Annotated in this window: 15 protein-coding genes and 1 pseudogene; 10 read left to right on the top strand and 6 right to left on the bottom strand. The window is 74.9% G+C overall.

The annotated features are described in order from the left end of the window. Positions 1–131: 131 nt before the first annotated feature. Positions 132–2180 (top strand): amino acid transporter, encoded by a 2049-nt coding sequence (locus ACFYWL_RS04665; protein ID WP_386967326.1) that lies wholly within the window; start codon positions 132–134, stop codon positions 2178–2180. 190 nt (positions 2181–2370) lie between these two features. Continuing rightward, positions 2371–3957: a hypothetical protein gene (locus ACFYWL_RS04660; protein ID WP_386967789.1), complete on the top strand. Its 1587-nt coding sequence runs from the start codon at positions 2371–2373 to the stop codon at positions 3955–3957. Positions 3958–4220: 263 nt separating this feature from the next. On the opposite strand, the gene ACFYWL_RS04655 is transcribed toward ACFYWL_RS04660, so the two are convergent. From ACFYWL_RS04655 to ACFYWL_RS04635, 5 genes are all read right to left on the bottom strand, one after another. Continuing rightward, positions 4221–4430 (bottom strand): hypothetical protein, encoded by a 210-nt coding sequence (locus ACFYWL_RS04655; RefSeq protein WP_386967787.1) that lies wholly within the window; start codon positions 4428–4430, stop codon positions 4221–4223. 167 nt (positions 4431–4597) lie between these two features. Further along, positions 4598–5611 carry a helix-hairpin-helix domain-containing protein gene (locus tag ACFYWL_RS04650; RefSeq protein WP_386967324.1) on the bottom strand — a complete coding sequence of 338 codons (1014 nt, stop codon included), beginning with the start codon at positions 5609–5611 and terminating at the stop codon, positions 4598–4600. Between the two features lie 169 nt (positions 5612–5780). Continuing rightward, positions 5781–7130: an FAD-dependent oxidoreductase gene (locus ACFYWL_RS04645; protein ID WP_386967321.1), complete on the bottom strand. Its 1350-nt coding sequence runs from the start codon at positions 7128–7130 to the stop codon at positions 5781–5783. 17 nt (positions 7131–7147) lie between these two features. Then, a complete protein-coding gene (locus ACFYWL_RS04640; protein ID WP_386967319.1) occupies positions 7148–7498 on the bottom strand; it encodes a TcmI family type II polyketide cyclase in 351 nt (116 codons plus the stop codon). Between the two features lie 159 nt (positions 7499–7657). Next, positions 7658–8470, bottom strand: a complete 813-nt coding sequence (locus tag ACFYWL_RS04635) for a BTAD domain-containing putative transcriptional regulator (RefSeq protein ID WP_386967318.1) — start codon at positions 8468–8470, stop codon at positions 7658–7660. 424 nt (positions 8471–8894) lie between these two features. On the opposite strand from ACFYWL_RS04635, the gene ACFYWL_RS04630 reads away from it, so the two are divergent. The 8 genes and pseudogenes from ACFYWL_RS04630 to ACFYWL_RS04595 all read left to right on the top strand — a co-directional run bounded on the left by ACFYWL_RS04630 (position 8895) and on the right by ACFYWL_RS04595 (position 17009). After that, positions 8895–9227, top strand: a complete 333-nt coding sequence (locus tag ACFYWL_RS04630; RefSeq protein WP_386967315.1) for a TcmI family type II polyketide cyclase — start codon at positions 8895–8897, stop codon at positions 9225–9227. Next, positions 9224–11074: an acetyl-CoA carboxylase carboxyl transferase subunit alpha gene (gene accA / locus ACFYWL_RS04625; RefSeq protein ID WP_386967313.1), complete on the top strand. Its 1851-nt coding sequence runs from the start codon at positions 9224–9226 to the stop codon at positions 11072–11074. The genes ACFYWL_RS04630 and accA overlap by 4 nt, the downstream gene beginning before the upstream one ends. Beyond that, a complete protein-coding gene (locus ACFYWL_RS04620; protein WP_386967310.1) occupies positions 11074–11802 on the top strand; it encodes an SRPBCC family protein in 729 nt (242 codons plus the stop codon). The genes accA and ACFYWL_RS04620 overlap by 1 nt, the downstream gene beginning before the upstream one ends. After that, positions 11795–12226, top strand: coding sequence for a cupin domain-containing protein (locus ACFYWL_RS04615; protein ID WP_386967308.1), 432 nt, complete (start codon positions 11795–11797; stop codon positions 12224–12226). Before ACFYWL_RS04620 ends, ACFYWL_RS04615 begins: the two co-directional genes overlap by 8 nt. Next, positions 12223–13479: pseudogene (locus ACFYWL_RS04610) on the top strand (beta-ketoacyl-[acyl-carrier-protein] synthase family protein); the annotation flags it as partial. The gene ACFYWL_RS04615 and the pseudogene ACFYWL_RS04610, both read left to right, overlap by 4 nt. A gap of 128 nt (positions 13480–13607) precedes the next feature. After that, positions 13608–14894: a beta-ketoacyl synthase N-terminal-like domain-containing protein gene (locus ACFYWL_RS04605; protein WP_386967306.1), complete on the top strand. Its 1287-nt coding sequence runs from the start codon at positions 13608–13610 to the stop codon at positions 14892–14894. Further along, positions 14894–15211 carry an antibiotic biosynthesis monooxygenase family protein gene (locus ACFYWL_RS04600; RefSeq protein ID WP_386967784.1) on the top strand — a complete coding sequence of 106 codons (318 nt, stop codon included), beginning with the start codon at positions 14894–14896 and terminating at the stop codon, positions 15209–15211. The genes ACFYWL_RS04605 and ACFYWL_RS04600 overlap by 1 nt, the downstream gene beginning before the upstream one ends. A 403-nt stretch (positions 15212–15614) precedes the next feature. Continuing rightward, positions 15615–17009, top strand: a complete 1395-nt coding sequence (locus ACFYWL_RS04595; protein ID WP_386967782.1) for a class I adenylate-forming enzyme family protein — start codon at positions 15615–15617, stop codon at positions 17007–17009. A 50-nt stretch (positions 17010–17059) separates the two neighbouring features. Here the strand turns inward: ACFYWL_RS04595 and ACFYWL_RS04590 are convergent, their stop codons facing one another. Further along, positions 17060–17710: a 4'-phosphopantetheinyl transferase family protein gene (locus tag ACFYWL_RS04590; RefSeq protein WP_386967303.1), complete on the bottom strand. Its 651-nt coding sequence runs from the start codon at positions 17708–17710 to the stop codon at positions 17060–17062. Positions 17711–17721 lie beyond the last annotated feature (11 nt).

Genomic DNA, 17721 nt, shown 5'->3' with positions numbered 1-17721 from the left:
GGCACCCCCCTGTCCGTAACGCGGACCCGCCCGACCTTCCTCGCCGGTTCCGCCCGACCTTCCTCGCCGGTTCCGCCGGAGCGGACGGCGGGTTGCGCCTACGGTCGGGGCAGGGCGTGGAGGGGGCGCGCATGGCGCAGCGGCGGGACGGCGGGCAGCCGAGACGGACCCGGGGTCACCGGCGTCCCACGGTGCCGCCCGACGGGGTGGTGGTCCCGGCGTGCGTCGAGCGCCCGGCCCGCCCCGAGCCGCCCGACGGCCGGTTCGGCCGCTGGCTGTTCCAGCACCGGGTGCCGCCGGTCGGGCCGGAGGCCGGGGAGGCGCAGGGCCGGGCGCACCCGTGGTGGCAGGTGATGTGCCTGACCGGCGTCGACTACTTCTCCACCCTGTCGTATCTGCCCGGCATCGCCGCGCTGGCGGCCGGCGCGCTCTCCCCGGTGGCGACGCTGCTGATCGTGGCGCTGACCCTGTTCGGGATGCTGCCGATGTACCGGCGGGTGGCCCGGGAGAGCCCGCACGGGCAGGGCTCGGTGGCGATGCTGGAGCGGCTGCTGCCGTTCTGGCGGGGCAAGGTCTTCGTCCTCGTCCTGCTCGGCTTCGTGGCCACCTCGTGGATCATCACGATCACGCTGTCCGCCGCCGACGCGACCGTCCACCTGCTGGAGAACCCGTACCTGCCGGCGTCCTTCCCGCGCGGCGCCCTCGCGGCGGTGGCGGTGACCGTGCTGCTGCTGGTGGTCCTCGGCGGGGTGTTCCTGCTCGGGTTCCGCGAGGCGGTGACGGTGGCGGTGCCCCTGGTGGTGGTCTTCCTGGCGCTGAACGCGGTGATCGTCGCGGCGGGCGTGGCGGCGATCGTGGCGGACCCGGCGACGGTGGGGGACTGGACCGCCGCGCTGACGGCCGGCGGCGGCGGGGTGGCCGGCCTCCTCGGCCCGGCGGTGTTGGCCTTCCCGTTGCTGGTCCTGGGCCTGTCGGGCTTCGAGACCGGGGTGAGCATGATGCCGCTGGTGCGTGGCGACGGCCCGGACGCCGAGCGCCGGCTCGCCGCCCGGATCCGCAACACGCGCCGGCTGCTCGCCGCCGCCGCGCTGATCATGTCGGTGTACCTGGTCGCCACGACCCTCGTCACCACCCTGCTGATCCCCGCTCGGGAGTTCCGGCCGGGCGGGGCGGCCAACGGCCGGGCGCTGGCCTGGCTGGCGCACGAGCGGCTCGGCGAGGCGTTCGGCACGGCCTACGACGTGAGCAGCGTGCTGATCCTCTGGTTCGCCGGCGCCTCGGCGATGGCCGGGCTGATCAACATCGTGCCGCGCTACCTGCCCTCGTACGGGATGGCGCCGGAGTGGGGCCGGGCGGTACGCCCCGTGGTGATCGTCTACACGCTGATCAGCATCGTGATCACCGTGGCCTTCCGCGCGGACGTCAACGCCCAGGCCGGCGCGTACGCCACCGGGATCCTGGCGATGATGGTCTCCGCCGCGGTGGCGGTGACGATCGCGACGGCCCGCGCCCGCCACCGGTTCGCGGCGGTCGGCTTCGCCGTGCTCACGGTCGTCCTGCTCTACGCCCTCGCGGCGAACGTGATCGCCAAGCCGGACGGGATCGCCATCTCCGGCCTGTTCATCGCGGGCATCATCGGCGTCTCGCTGATCTCCCGGGTCACCCGCACCACGGAGCTGCGCGCCGACCGGATCGAGTTCGACGACGCCGCCCGCCGGTTCGTCGCCGAGTCCCTCGCCCACGACGGCCGGCTGCACCTGATCGCCAACAAGCGCGACAGCGGTGCGGCGAAGGAGTACACGGTCAAGGAGCGCGCGCAGCGCGGCATGAACCCGGTCCCGGGCGCCGCCGACGTGCTGTTCCTGGAGGTCGACGTGGTCGACCCGTCGGAGTTCAGCCGGGTGCTGCGGGTGTACGGGGTGGAGGTCGGGGGGTACCGGGTGCTGCGGGCGGCCAGCCCGGCCGTGCCGAACGCGATCGCCGCGATTCTGCTCGCGTTGCGCGACGCCACCGGGGTCCGCCCGCATGCGCACTTCGAGTGGTCCGAGGGCAACCCGATCGCCCACCTGCTGCGCTATCTGATCCTGGGCCGCGGCGACACCCCGCCGGTGGTGCGGGAGATCATCCGCAAGTCGGAGCGGGATCCTTCGCGCCGCCCCGGGATCCACGTCGGCGGCTGAGCGGCGGGGAACCTTCCCCGGAGACGACCCGGATCACCCGTCCTGACATGAATCGTACGTTTATTCACGTACGCCTGACTTGCCCGTTTCCTCTCCGTATCGTGACCTCCGGTGGCTCCCGCGAGGTCCGCCACCCGGCGCCCCGTTCCGGCGTCGCCGCGTCATTTCGTGCAGGAGAGGCAGGACCGTGATGTTCACGTACCAGGGCAACCGGCGAGCGACGCCCAGCAGGCGGCGGTCCCGGTGGTTCTTAGCCGGCGGCGTGGTGGCCGGCAGCCTGGTGGTCGGCGCGGCCGGTGTCACCGGCGTCGCCGCCCTGGCCGCCGACCGTGCTCCCGGCATCTTCGACCAGGTGCAGGCGGCTGCGGCCGTGGGCGACGACAGCCCCGACGAGGGCGCCCCGGGCGGCCCCCGCCAGCCCGAGGGTGGGACGGACGGGGCGAGCGCTCCGGACGGTGCGGGCACCCCGGACCGTGCGGGTGCCCCGGAGGGAGCAAACGCTCCGGACGGCAAGCCGGACGGGCCGGGCACACACCGACCGCCCCTGCTCACCGTGCCCTGCGACTCGGCCCGGCTCGTCGCCGCGCTCGTGCAGGCCAACGCGGAGGGCGGGGCGACGGTGCGGCTCGCGCCGAAGTGCACCTACACGCTCAGCCACGCCTTCCAGCAGCCCGACGAGTACGACGGTGGCATCCGCGACGCCCGGGAGGCCGCCGACGCCGCCGAGACGCCCGGGGACGCCGAGCTGCCGCCGCGCCAGCCGGGCGACGACAACACCGGCCTGCCGGTGATCTACCAGGCGATCACCGTCGAGGGCTCCGGGGCGACCATCGCCCGGGGCGAGAACGCCGAGACCTTCCGCTTCTTCACCGTGCGCGACGGCGGCGAGCTGACGCTGCGCGACGTCACCCTGCGCAACGGCCGGTCCACCTCGGAGGGGGGCAGCGTCCACGTCGTGCACGGGGCCACGGCCGTCCTCGAACGCACCACGGTCGTCGGCAGCACCTCCGTCTCGCCGAAGGAGGGCGGCGGCGGGGTCTTCAACGACGGCAACATGGTGGTCCGCGATAGCCGGTTCGTCGGCAACTCGGCCGCCGGCGTCGAGGGCAAGGGCGGCGGCATGCTCAACGGCGGCGTGCTGACCATGTCGAAGACCGAGTTCCGCGACAACAGCGCCAGCGGCTACGGCGGCGGGCTCGCCAACTACCGGGGCGCGGCCGACGTCGCCACGACCGTCCTCACGCACAACGTCGCCGGGCAGGGCGGCGGCCTGGCCAGCTTCTCGGCCCGGACCAAGGTCGAGGACACCAGGGTCGTGGACAACACCGCCAAGGTCGGTGGCGGCATCGCCAACTCCGACGCGGTGCTGGTCCTGCGCGGCCTGGTCGTCCAGGGCAACACCGCCAGCGGCAACGGCGGGGGCATCTCCAGCGTCCAGGGCCTGCTGCCGATGGACGACAGTGTCGTCACCGGCAACCACGCCCGGGGCGTCGGCGGCGGCATCTTCGCCGACCGCTCCAACACCCTGGTACGCACCAGCGAGGTGAGCGGCAACGCCGCGGTCGGCGCGAAGTCCACCGGCGGCGGCGTCCACGCCGTCGCCGGGCAGCTCTCGCTGTTCAAGAGCAAGGTGGTCGACGACAGCGCCACCCTGTCCCCGGGCGGGATCTTCGCCGACCGGGCCCAGGTCAGGATCGACGACGCCAGCGTCGTGATCGAGAGCCGGCCGACCAACTGCGTGGGCAGCAAGGCCACGATCGCCCACTGCTTCCGCTGACCGCGCGGCTGGCTCGACGCGCCCGACGCGCCCGACCTGCTCGACGCGCCCGACGCGCCCGACCTGCTCGACGCGCCCGACGCGCCCGACCTGCTCGACGCGCCCGACGCGCTCGACCTGCTCGACGCGCCGCGCCCGGCGGCAGATCTTGGTCAGTTCCGGTTCGCTCGTGACGGCAACTGTCCAAGAACGCTGGCGGGACCACGAAGCGCGAGCGGCCCGCCCCCTCTAGGGGGCGGGCCGCTCGCGCCGTGTCGCCCGTCCTACTTGGACGGCTCGGGAAGCTCGCAGTCGACCTTCGGGTTGGCGCCGATGTAGTTCAACGGACCGGCGACAATGGTCACCAGGATGGTGCCCGCCTCGGCGCAGTTCTTGTCGTCGCCGTTGTAGTAGCCCCGCTGCCCAGCGGCGATGGCGCCGATGACCAGCCAGATGACAAGGATGATTCCCAGAATCGACGGGCCGCGCCGCATGGCTTCCTCCCGGGTGACGGTGAGTTTCGAGGTGAGCCCGATGTACCCAACCGCCACGATCGGCTAAACGGCCGCTGCCCCGTCCGCGCAGGCGCGGACGGGGCAGCGATGCCGGCGACCTGCCGGATCCCCGTGCCACCCGGTGGCGCGCCGCCACCGGGCGGCCGTCAGTCTTCGGTGCCGCCCGTCGGGAGCACCCGGTCGGCCTCGGCCGGGGCGCCGGCCAGGACCTTGGCCTGCTGGGGCCAGGTGGCCAGGCTGGGCGCGGCCCGCAGGCCGGCGGCGCGGATCGTCTCCCGCAGGGCCGCCTCGTCGGAGTCGGCGAGCTGCTGGTAGGTGCGGATCCCGGCGTCCTGGAGCGCGGCGGCCATCTTCGGGCCGATGCCCTGGATGCGACGGAAGTCGTCGGTCGACCCGGTGCTCGCCACCGCGGCGGTGACCGGCGTGGGCTCGGGCTCGACCGCGGCGGCGACCGGCGTGGGCTCGGGCTCGACCGGCGCGGTGACCGGCGTGGGCTCGACCGCGGCGGTGGCTGCGGGCTCGGGTTCGACCGGGGCGTCCTGCGCCGCGGGCCCGTCGGCGGCGGGCGACACGGCGTCGTCGACCGGGGTACGCGGCGCGGGGACGACGGGCGTCGCGGCCTCGGCCTCCGCCACCGGCTCGGCGGGCGTCACGGCGACCGGCTCGGGCACCGTCGCCGGCTCCGGGTCGTCGGCGGTCGCCGCGGGCTCGTCGGCCCGGGTGGTCTCCGGTGCGGCCTCCCCGGCGGGCCCGCTGCCGGCAGGGGTGGTGTCGACTGAGGCGTCCTCGGCGGTCCCGGCGCCGGCAGGGGTGGTGCCGACCGGGGCGGTGGGTGCGTCGTCCGGGGAGGTGAAGGCAGCCGGGTCGGCGTCGGCGAGGACCCCGCCGGCCGGGGTGGGGGAGGCCGTGTCCGGGGCGGGGCGGTCGAGGACGGCGACGGGGGCCGACGCCGGGGTCACCGTCGCCTCCGGCCGCGGCTCGTCGATGGTGGCCTCGGGGGCGGGGCTGGACACCACCGCCACGCCGGCGACCGGGTCACCCTCCACGATGGGCGTCGCGCTGGAGGGCGTCTCCTGCCGGCCACGCAGCACCCATCCGGCTGCCGCACCCACCAGCAGCGCCAGGATCACGATCAGCCATTGCCCGAAACTCGACGGCACGGCGAACCTCCCTCTTTGAGAAGCATCGGTGAAAAGTCGCGAGAAAAATTCCGTCGCAGCTTCGCACACGCGCCGTGTCGGCGACAGGGAGGTCCGGGGGCTTCCGGCGCTGGTGGGGTGCTTCGTACCCGGGGTGGCGGCGGGGTGACCGAGCGTGGACGGCCGGCCTTCAGTCCTCCTCGCCGCGATAGGTGTAGAAGTCGTCGACGAACTTGCGCCGCAGCCGCGGGACCCGGCTGGTGATGCCGAAGTAGCCGCGCGCCCCGAGCAGCGCGAGCCGCCCGATCACCGGACGGTAGATCCGGTCGTCGCCGCTGGTGCCGCTGCGGTGCAGCGAGTCGTGCACGCGGGCGAACCCGTACGGGAGCATGGCGGCCTCGTAGTCCGCGACGGCCTGGACGAGGGTCTTCTCGCCGGCGGCGGCCAGCCTGACCTGCCGGCAGAGCAGGGCGGCGTCGCGCAGGGCGGTGTTCGCGCCGACCCCACGCCCCGGGGTCATGGTGTGGATGGCGTCGCCGAGCAGGGTCACGGTGCTGCTCTTCCAGGCCGGCACGGGCTCGGAGGTGGACACCCTGATGGGCAGGGCGCTGCCCGGGTCGCTGCGGGCCAGCAACTCTCGCAGGTCGGGATGCCAGTTGTGGGTGAGGTCCTGGGCGAGCCGGACCAGGTCGTCGCCGCGGCGGCGCAGCACGTCGGCGGGGAACCGGCGGGCCGTGCTCCAGATGATGAAGTTGATGTTGTCGCGGGTGGTGTCGTGACGCAGGCCGGGCCAGCGGCGCAGCAGGTCGGCGTCGGCGGCGGCGACGCCGGGCTTGACGTCGCCGTTGCGGTCCCACTTGAACTCCATCACGTGCAGCACGCCCATCGTCCCGCCCGCGCCGAAGACCAGCGAGATGCCCTGCGCGACGCGTTCGGGCAGCAGCGACCGGGTGTGTTCGGTCAGCGGGATCCGGGTGGCGATGTTGATGGTGCCGGCGTCGCGGATCACCGCGTGCGGCAGGTACTGGCGGCGTACGGCGGAGTGCGTGCCGTCGGCGGCGACCAGCAGGTCGCCGGTGGCCGTGGTGCCGTCGGCGAAGTGGGCGGTGACCGTGCCGTCGTCGCGCTGCTCGTAGTGGGTGAACGTCTTGTCGAACTCGACGGCGTCCTCCAGGCCGGTGAGCAGGACCTGGCGCAGGGTCATCCGGGCGACCGAGCGTTCGGCGCCGACGTCGTCGGTGTCCGGGCGCAGCGGGAACGAGGCGGTCTGCCGCAGCCGTTCGGTGACCACGTTGAAGTAGCGGGGGCCGCGGGCACAGGTGACGGCGAAGATGTCGAACAGCTCCGGCGGAAGGCACTCCCGCAGCGCCCGGCTGCCGGTGGGTCCGATGCCGACCCGGTAGCCGAGCAGCCCGTCGGCGCGGGTCGCGTGCCGTTCGTGGACGGAGACGCCGATCCCGGCCCGGCGCAGCCCCTGGGCCAGGCACAGGCCGCCCGTGCCGGCCCCGATGATCACCACGTGCGGCGGGTTGGCCACCATGGTCGCGGCTCTCCGGCTCAGCCGGCCGCGCCGGTGACGCCGACCGACGAGGTGGCGTCCCAGCTGTAGAAGCAGCTCGCGATCGCGTCGCGCGGCGAGCGCCAGGTCGGCAGGTACGGCGAGGTGTGCGCGGAGAGCCGCTCGTTGACCTGGAGGTAGAGCGGGTGGTTGCGGGCCGCGGCGAGGGCGTCGGCGTCGACGTCGGCGGTCTCCATCAGGTGTACGCACAGGTCGTGCAGGCAGTACAGGGAGCGGTGCCGGACGCCGGTGAGGCCCGGCAACTCCGTCGCGTCGGACTCGGCGAAGATCTGCGCCACGCGTCCCTCCGCGCCGGGGATGATCCTGCTGACGATCAGTAGACGACTCATGGGACCCCTCCCGCAGGCGGTGCTCCTGGATCAAGGTCGGGCGACCACGGCACCGTTTCTGCGACCACCATGCCGGCCGGCCTGTCACATTGCCGTCACCGTGGGTGTGTCGATGGTGACGTTCCGGGTCGACCCGGGGCTCGGTGGGGTGTCTCCGGGTCAGCGCGGGCCGGGGCCCGTGCGGGAGGTGGGGCCGCGGCGCGGCTCGGGAGGCGTCGGGCGGCTGGCCTGCCGGATGGGCGCGAGCGTGTCGTGCAACAGGGCGGTCATCGCCGGGGACGGCTCCAGGCGCAGTTCCCGCAGGAGCAGGTCGCGGTAGGCGTAGAAGGCGTGCACGGCCTCGAAGACGTTGCCCTCGGCGAGGTGGACGCGCACCACCAGCCGGTGCGGGGTCTCGCGCAGCGGCTCCGCCGCCATGGCCTCCAGCGCGGCCTCCAGGGCCTCGCCGTGCCGTCCCGCCGCGAGGTGGTTGCGGGCCACCTGCTCCAGCATGTGCAGCCGCAGTTGACGCAGGCGTTCCCGTTCCAGCAGCACCCAGTCGTCGTACCAGCCGGGGAGCAGGTCGTGCCGGCCGGCGGTGAGCGCGGTGCCGGCGCCGCCCGGGTCGTCGCCGTCGCGGACGCGGGCTGCGGTGCTGGTCAGGTCGTCGACGTCGAGCCGTACGCGGGGGTCGAGGCGGGTGGTGTCGCCGGTGGTGACCAGGGGGCAGCACGGGTCCTGGCGTAGCCGCCACAGCGCGGTGCGCAGCGAGGACAACGCCCGTTCCTCCGGCGCCTCGGGCCAGAGCAGGCCGGCGAGGTGGCTGCGGGTGGCGCCGGGGCGCAGCCCGATGAGCGCGAGGACCCGTTGCAGGCCGCGTGGCACGACGACGGGGGTCTCGTCATGCAGCAGGCGGAAGCCGCCGAGCAGGTGCAGCGAGACGTCCGGGGCGGGCCCGTCGCCCGTGGTCGGCGTGGGCGGATCAGCGGTCACGGCGGCACCCCCTGCACCGGACCTCGTCCGGACTCCTCGTGCGTCCCGGCGCGCCCGCCCCGGGGGCGCCACTGTCTGCGGTGGCTCCACGCGGCGCGGCTCGGGCGCGCGACCGCCGGGCTGGCCCGCCCGAAGATTAACAACAGTGATTACGGTGAGTCAACATTGGGGTAGGGCGTGGCCGCTGTCATCGTGGCCGGTGAAACGCCTGCCAACTGCGAACATTTGTCGCCATCGGGGTCGGCCTTTCAGGTGAAGCATGGATTGTCCACAGGAAGCATCTACGCAGCGTCACTACTGGTCGTGTCGGGGAGTGGATCGGCGGTGACGCCTCGGTGACGGCGGTGCGCGCATCGTGGCGGCAGTCGTCCCGTGTGACGGCGAGTTCACGCCGCGCCGCCGCCCGTCCGAGGAGGGCACGTCCATGGATCGTTCGCTGATCGTCGCCAGGGTGGTTCCCGAGGCCGAGAGGCAGGTCGCCGAGATCTTCGCCGAGTCCGACGCGACGGAGCTGCCGCACCTGGCCGGGGTCCGGCACCGGTCGCTGTACCGGTTGGGTGACCTCTACGTCCACCTGCTGGTGACCGAGCGGCCGGGGGAGACGGCGGTGGAGGGCATCCGGGATCACCCCGAGTTCACCCGGGTCAGCGAGCGGCTGCGGCCGTACGTCTCGCCGTACCTGCCGACCTGGCGCTCGCCCCGGGACGCCATGGCGCGCTGCTTCTACCACTGGGACCACGGGGGGCGGCGGCCGTGACCGCCACCGTCGGCGAACCCGGCTGGTCGCGCTGCGCCGGATGCGCCGCCCTGCTCTACCGGAGGCGACTGCGGCGCAACCTCGACGTCTGCCCGGAGTGCGGCGCACACGCCCGGCTCGGCGCGCCGGAGCGGCTGCGGCAACTGGTCGATCCCGGTTCGTTCGCGGCGCTGCCCGACCGGCCGGGCGACGTCGACCCGATCGGCTTCGTCGACGTGCTGCCGTACCCGCACCGGCTCACCGCGGCCCGGGAGGGCACCGGCCTGCCCGAGGCGGTCGTCTGCGGCACCGCCCGCCTCGGTGGCCACCCGGTGGCCCTGGCCGTGATGGACTTCCGGTTCCTCGGGGGCAGCCTCGGCTGCGTGGCCGGCGAGCTGGTCGCCCGTACCGCCGATCGGGCCCTGGCCGACGGCGTGCCGCTGATCGTGGTCACCGCCTCCGGCGGGGCGCGGATGCAGGAGGGCGCGCTGTCGCTGATGCAGATGGTCACGGTCAGCCAGGCGGTCGCGCAGTTGCGCGAGGCGGGGCTGCTGACGGTGAGCGTGCTGACCGACCCGACGTACGGGGCGGTGGCGGCGTCGTTCGCGACCAACACCGACCTGGTGCTCGCCGAGAGCGGCGCGCGAATGGGCTTCGCGGGTCCCCGGGTCGTCCGGCAGGTCACCGGGCGGGACCTGCCCGACGGGTTCCAGAGCGCCGACTTCCTGTTGCGGCACGGCCAGGTCGACATGGTGGTGCCGCGCCCCGCCCTGCGCGCCCGGCTGGTGGCGCTGCTCGCCGCGGCGCGTGCGGGCCGGCGCGCCGTGCTCCGGCGGGAGCCGGCGCGGCTGCTGCCCCGCCAGCCGGCCGGCGCGAGCCCCGCCACCGGCCGCCCCGCCACCCGCCGCCCCGCCATCGGCCCCGCGCCGGCCGGCAGCGGCGGCGCGGCCGGCGACGCCTGGGGGACCGTGGGCATCGCCCGGCACCCGGGCCGGCCGACCGCGCTGGACTACCTCGCCACCGCCTTCGACGGCTTCGTGGAGTTGCACGGCGACCGGCTCGGCGCGGACTGCCCGGCGGTGGTGGGCGGGCTGGCCCGGCTCGGTGACCGGCACCTCGTGGTCGTCGGTCACCAGAAGGGACACACCACCGCCGAGCTGACCGCCCGCAACTTCGGGATGGCGAGCCCCGCCGGGCACCGCAAGGCGCTGCGGTTGATGCGGCTCGCAGCCCGGCTGGGGCTGCCCGTGGTCACCCTCGTCGACACCCCCGGCGCCGACCCCGGCGTGGCCGCCGAGATGCAGGGGCAGGCGGCGGCGATCGCGGAGAACATCCTGACGATGAGCGGCCTGCCGGTGCCGGTGGTCGCGGTGGTGACCGGCGAGGGCGGCAGCGGCGGCGCGCTGGCGCTCGCCGTCGCCGACCGGGTGCTGATGCTCCAGCACGCCGTCTACTCCGTGATCAGCCCCGAGGGCTGCGCGGCGGTCCTCTGGCCGGACAGCTCGGCCGCCCCGCAGGCGGCCCGGGCGCTGCGGCTGACCGCGCCCGACCTGTGCGCGCTCGGCATCGCCGACGACATCGTCCCCGAGCCCGTGCCGGCGGCGCACGCCGATCCGGCCGCCGCCGGGGAACTGCTGCGGCGGGCGGTGCTGGCGCACCTGACCCCGCTGCTCGACGTGCCGGCGGCGGCGCTGGTCCGGCGGCGCAGGCAGCGCTTCCGCCGCTTCGGGGCAGCCCGCCCCGGGGTCGTCGGCGTGCCCGCCGACGCGTGCCCACCCGCGCCGGGTCCCGCCGCACCGGACGACGGGAGGAGCCCCGTTCCCGTCCCCGCCGCCGGTCCGTCCGGCCCCGACCAGAGGAGGAACTGATGACCGTCACCCACGGCCGCCCGCTCACCGCCGAGATCACCGAGATCCTGGTGGCGAACTGCGGCTTGGACGCCGAGGCCGCGGCCCGGGAGCCCGAAGCATCCCTGGAGGACCTCGGCATGGACTCCCTCGCGCTGCTCGAACTGTCCGCGGTGGTCGCCGACCGGTACCGGGTGCGCCTGCCCGAGGACGCCGTGCGGCTGAGCATCGCCGAGGTGGCCGACCTGGTGACCCGGGCGACCGACCCGCCCGGGCACACCGAGAACAGCATCGTCATCGCCGCGCCCCTGCGGCTGGTCTGGGAGCTGACCAACGACGTGGCGAACTGGCCGGACCTGTTCACCGAGTACGCCTCGGCGCAGATCCTCGAACGCGACGGCCGCACCGTGCGGTTCCGCCTCACCATGCACCCCGACGAGAACGGCGCCGTGTGGAGCTGGGTGAGCGAACGCACCACCGACTGGGAGAACCGCGAGGTGCGGGCGCACCGGGTGGAGACCGGCCCGTTCGAGTACATGCGCATCCACTGGCGCTACGACACCGAGCCGGAGGGCACCCGGATGACGTGGGTGCAGGACTTCGCCATGCACCCGAGCGCCCCCCTGGACAACGCCGGGATGACCGAGCGGATCAACACCAACAGCCGCGTCCAGCTCGCGGTCATCAAGGAACGCATCGAGCAGGCGGCGCGGACCGGCGCCGCCACCACCGGAGGCGACGATGAGTGAGACCACCGCCCAGCGGACCGCCGACGACCCGGCGTACCGGACGGTCGCCGCCCGCGACGTGCCGGCCGACCGGCGGCGCGGCGGCGAGCTGCGGGTGCTGCTCGGGCCGAGGACGGTCGGCAGCACCTCCGGGTTCATGGGCGTCGCCGCCCTCGCCCCGGGCGAACGCATCGCCGAGCACTACCACCCGTACAGCGAGGAGTTCCTGTACGTGGCGCGGGGGGCGATCACCGTTGACCTGGACGACCGGCCGGTGCCGCTCGCCGCCGGGGCAGGGCTGTTCGTGCCGGTCAACGTGCGGCACCGGCTGCGCAACACCGGCGAGGAGCCGGCCGAGGTGGTGTTCCACCTGGGTCCCCTCGCGCCCCGGCCGGAGCTGGGGCACGTCGACACCGAACCGGCGGAACAGCGGGGCGCGTCGTGACCGCGCGCCGCACGGTGGTGACCGGCATCGGGGTGGTCGCCCCGGGCGGCGTGACCCGGGACCGGTTCTGGAAGACGATCACGGAGGGGCGCACGGCGACGCGGCGGATCACGTTCTTCGACCCGTCGCCGTTCCGCTCCCGCATCGCCGCCGAGTGCGACTTCGACCCGGTCGCCGCCGGGCTCACCGAGGCCGAGCGGCTCCGCGCCGACCGGTACGTGCAGTTCGCCCTGGCCTGCTCGATCGAGGCGGTCGCCGACAGCGGCCTGGAGCTGACCGACGCGCAGCGCGACCGCGCCGGGGTGGTGCTGGGCACCGCCGTCGGCGGCACCATGGCCCTGGAGCAGGAGTACGTGACCGTCAGCGACTCCGGCAGCCGCTGGCTGGTCGACCACGACCGTGGCGGTCCGTACCTCTACCAGGCGCTCGTGCCCAGCAGCCTCGCCGCCGACGTGGCCTGCCGGCACGGGCTGCACGGCCCGGCGCAGGTGGTCTCCACCGGCTGCACCTCCGGCATCGACGCCATCGGGTACGCCCACCAGCTCATCGCCGACGGCGAGGCCGACATCGTCCTCGCCGGTGCGGCGGACTCGCCGATCTCCCCGGTCACCGTCGCCTCGTTCGACGCGATCAAGGCGACCAGCCCCGACAACGACGACCCGGCGCACGCCTCGCGCCCGTTCGACGCCGACCGGCACGGCTTCGTCCTCGCCGAGGGCGCGGCGGTGCTGGTGCTGGAGGAGTACGGGCACGCCCGCCGCCGGGGCGCGCACGTCTACTGCGAGGTCGCCGGGTACGCCAGCCGCAGCAACGGCTACCACATGACGGGGCTGCGCCCCGACGGGCTGGAGATGGGGCTGGCCATCTCGGCGACCCTGAAGCAGGCGCGGCTGATCCCGCAGCAGGTCTCCTACATCAGCGCGCACGGCTCCGGCACCCGGCAGAACGACCGGCACGAGACGGCGGCGTTCAAGCGGGCCCTCGGCGAGGCCGCCCACCGGGTGCCGATCAGCTCGATCAAGTCCATGGTGGGGCACTCCCTCGGCGCTATCGGTTCCATCGAGATGGCCGCCTGCGCCCTCGCCATCGAGTACGGCGTGGTGCCGCCGACGGCCAACTGGGCCACCCGCGATCCGGAGTGCGACCTGGACTACGTGCCGAACGTGGCCCGGGAGTTGCCGGTGGACGTGGCGCTGTCGGTGGGCAGCGGGTTCGGCGGCTTCCAGTCGGCGATGGTGTTCCGCCGGCTGGCCGGGCCGCCGCACGGCGGGCCGCCGCAGCGCGGAGCGGCGCAGCGCGGAGCGGCGCAGGGCGGGACGGCGCAGGGCGGGACGTCGCTGGGCGGGACGGCGCACAGCGCGGCCGGGGAAGGCCGGGCGGCGTGACCGCCCGGGCGGTGGTCACCGGGATCGGGGTGGTCGCCCCGAGCGGCATCGGCGTCGAGGCGCACTGGTCCACGGTGGTCTCGCGGACCCGGCGCACCGGGCCGATCACCCTGTTCGACCCGGCGTCCTACCCCACCCGCGTCGCCGGTGAGGTGCCCGACTTCGAGGCGTTGAGCTGGGCGGACAACCGCCGGTTGGTGCAGACCGACCGGTGGACGCACCTGGGGTTCGCGGCCACCCGGCTGGCGCTGGCCGACGCCGGGCTGCCCGAGCACGCCCCCGAGCCCTACGGCTACGCGGTGACCCTGGCCAGCTCGTCCGGCGGGAACCTGTTCGGGCAGCGGGAGCTGCAACGCCTGTGGGGCGGGCCGTCGCGCACCGTCGGGGCGTACCAGTCGATCGCCTGGTTCTACGCCGCCAGCGTCGGGCAGCTCTCCATCCACCACCAGTTCAAGGGCCCCTGCGGGGTGCTGGTCAGCGAGTCCGCCGGCGGGCTGGACAGCCTCGCGCACGCGGTGCGCACCGTGCGGCGCGGCACCTCCGTGGTGATCGCCGGGGCCACCGAGTGCCCGCTGAGCCCGTACGCGCTGGCCTGCCAGCTACGTTCGGGGCTGCTCAGCGCCGCCGACGACCCGGCGCGGGCGTACCGGCCGTTCGACGCCGACGCCGCCGGGTACGTCCCGGCGGAGGGCGGGGCGGTGTTCGTGGTGGAGGAGCTGTCGCACGCCCTGGCCCGGGGGGCCCGCATCTACGGTGAGGTCACCGGCTGGGGCGCCACCCACGACGCGGCGCACACCGGCCCCGACTCGGCCGGGGACCCCGCCCAGTACGCGCGGGCCATGCGGCTGGCCCTGGACCGGGCCGGCGTCGCCCCGGACGACGTGGACGTGGTGCTGCCCGACGCGCTCGGCACGCCCCGCCACGACCGGGCCGAGGCCGACGCGCTGCGCGCGGTGTTCGGGGACCGCCCCGTGCCGGTGAGCACGGCCAAGCCGCTGACCGGCCGGGCGCACCAGGGCGGGTCGGCCCTGGACGTGGCCACGGCGCTGCTGGCCTTCGCCCACGACACGCTGCCCGCCTCCGCCGGCCCGGACCGGCCGGCCGCCGGCTGCGAGCTGGACTTCCTGCGGGAGCCCCGCCGGCCCGAGTCCCGGGTGGCGCTGGTCGCCGCCCGGGGTTTCGACGGTTTCAACAGCGCGCTGGTGCTGCGGGGCGCGGCGGCCCGCCCGGCGCCGACGCCCCGCCGGGCGGCCGAGCCCGGCGCGAACCAAGGAGCGGCATGATGATCGAACAGCGGGCGCGGGTGGTCTTCCTGGTCCGGGTGCCGCAGCAGCGCACCGGGGACTTCCTGCGCGCCTACGAGGCCATCCGGCACCTGGTCGCCGAGGGGGTGCCGGGGCACCTGGTGGACCAGGTGTGCCGCTCGGCGGCCGACCCGGAGCAGTGGCTGATCACCAGCGAGTGGGTGGACCTGGCCGCGTTCGAGGCGTGGGAGCGCAGCCCGGAGCACCGGGACCTGGTCAAGCCGATGCGGGAGTGCTTCACCGACGCCCGGTCGCTGCGGTTCCTCGTCTACGCACAGACGCCTGCCCTGGCCTGACCGCACGGGCGAGGCTTCCCTCAGCCCAAAGATCGTGTATCTTCGATGGGTGGCTGCCGGCCGGCAGCCACCCATCGGCCGTCAGGCCGACGCGGCAGGCTGTCGGGCCGAATCCGGGCGGGTGCTCGGGCCGAATCCGGGCAGGCTGCCGCCCGGGTGTGCCGACCCTGCGGTGGGCAGGCTCCCGCCCTGTGGCGGTGGCGTCGCCCACGGCCTCGCGGCCCCCGATCCTGCCCGCCGAACCGGCTGACCGGCAATCGGGCCGCACGACCTTTTTGATCTAGCCATTTGCATCTAGTAATGGTCTCTGCGGCTGTCGTAGTGTTCCGTCAGCACCCCGGAAGACGCACCACATTGGGCAGTTATGCCCTTTTTCGATGCTGGGCGGTAGACCACAGTGACCATGGATCGTTCGGCAGCAGAATCTACAGTAGACCACCCTGGCTGGGTTGACGACCTCTTGCTGGCCGGCCCGGCGGCCGAAGTATGTCTGCGGCTGCCCGACCCGGTGGACCGGGGCACCCTGCGCCGGCTCGTCGGCGAGGCCCAGGCCCGGCTCACCGCCGCCGGGCTGCGTCCCGGCGGCGCCGCCGCGCTGCGCCTGCCCCCGTCGCTGGCGTACGTGGTGAACCTCCTCGCCACCTGGCGCGTCGGTGCCCAGGCGATCCTGCTCGACCACCGGCTCACCGACCACGAGGTGCAGGGCGCGCTCGCGCGCCTCACCCCGCAGGTCGTCGTCGCCCCGGTGCGCAGCGGCGGCGCCGCGCTGAAGATCTTCGTCGACGTCACCGAGGGCGTCACCGGCTACTCGGACCGGCCGGCCGGCAGCCCGCACGCGGTGATCCAGCTCAGCTCCGGCTCCACCGGACCGTCCAAGGTGATCGGCCGCAGCGCCGCGTCCCTCGTCGCCGAGGTGCGCCGCTACACGCGCATCGACGGCGTGGCCCTGCCCGGCGAGCGGATCATCCTGCTGCCGTCCATGGTGCACGTGCTCGGCCTCGTCGGCGGGCTGCTCTACGGCCTGCACGCCCACGTGACGCTGGTGCCGCCGGACCGGCTCAGCGGCGACGCGGTGCTGGCCGCCATCGCCGCCGACGACACCCCCGCCACCGTGCTCGGCGTGCCGTTCCACATCGGACTGCTGGCCTCCACCCGTCCGAGCGGCCCGCTGCCGCAGCTCAAGCGGATGACCACCGGCGGCGAGCTGGTCCCGCCGGCCGTCGTCACCGCGTTCGTCGACCGCTTCGGGGTGCCGCTGGGCAACATGTACGGGATGACCGAGGTCGGCGTCATCGGCACCGACCTGCACGGCTGGCACCGGCCCTCGATCGCCCCCGCCCCCGGGATCACCGTCCGCGAGTCGGCCACCGGCGAGCTGTGGGTGAGCTGCCCGGACTCGCCGTACGTGGGGCTGTCCGACCCGGACCGCTGGGCCGACGGCTGGCTGCACACCCGCGACGCCGGCGTCGTCGACCCCGGCACCGGCCTGGTCACCGTGCGCGGCCGGCTCGACTCCCAGGTCTCCGTCGGCGGCCTGAAGGTCGACCTCACCGAGGTCGAGGCCACCCTCGCCGGGCTGCCCGGCGTCGCCGCCGCCGTGGTCGTGCACGACGGCGACATCACCGCGTACGTGCAGCCGGACGGCCCGCTGTCGGAGGAGGTGCTGGAGAAGCTGCTCGCCGAGCGGCTCGCCGCCTACAAGCGGCCCCGCGTCCTGCACCTGCTCGACCGGCTGCCCCGCACCACCACGGGCAAGCTGGTCCGCTCGACCGCGGCGCTGCGGGCGGCCACGCCGTGACCGGGCCGCTCCGGTGGCCCGTCGTGGCGCCCGCCAGCTTGACTGACCGATCAGTCGATCATCAGCTCGACGCCGTCCGCCGGCCCGTCGACCGCCACGGCCAGCACCAGGCCACCGGCCAGGATCGGCCCGCCGCCGGCCGGGACGCCACCGCCTGCGGGCAGCCGGGGGTGGCCGACCCGCAGCCCACCGGCCCCCGGGACGGGGCGCAGCAGCCCGCCCGGCCCGTCGGGCACCGGCATCGGCCGGCGCAGGCCGCCGTCGCGCAACCCGCGCCCGACCGCCTTGCCGACCGCCTCCTTGGCCGTCCACAGCAGCAGGAACGCCTCGACGCGGCGTCCGGGAGGGCATCCGCGCAGCCAGGCGGCCTCCTGCGGGGCGTACCAGCGGCGGGCCAACGCCAGCGCGGGCAGCTCCCGGCGGCGCTCGACGTCGACGCCGACCCCGCCGCCGCGGCGGGCCGCCACCACCACGACCCCGCCGGCGTGGCTGACGCTCACCGGCAGCTCCACCGCGTCACCGGCGTCGACGAGCGGTCGCCCGGCCGCGTCGCGTCCCACCCGGATCTCCGCCTCCGCCCGGCCGAGCAGCGCGCCACCCGCGCGCCGCAGCAGCCGCCGGGCCGCCGCCGGCCGATCGCCGTCGGTACGGCCGAGGAACACGTACACGGTGTCCCGACCGGGCACCGCTGACTGGCTCACGGAAAGAGGTT

The sequence above is a fragment of the Micromonospora sp. NPDC002575 genome (assembly GCF_042889525.1).
In the GTDB taxonomy this organism is placed as follows: Bacteria; Actinomycetota; Actinomycetes; order Mycobacteriales; family Micromonosporaceae; genus Micromonospora; species Micromonospora carbonacea.
The sequence above is the reverse complement of the archived record's forward strand: the minus strand, read 5'-3'. Positions and strand labels throughout refer to the sequence as shown.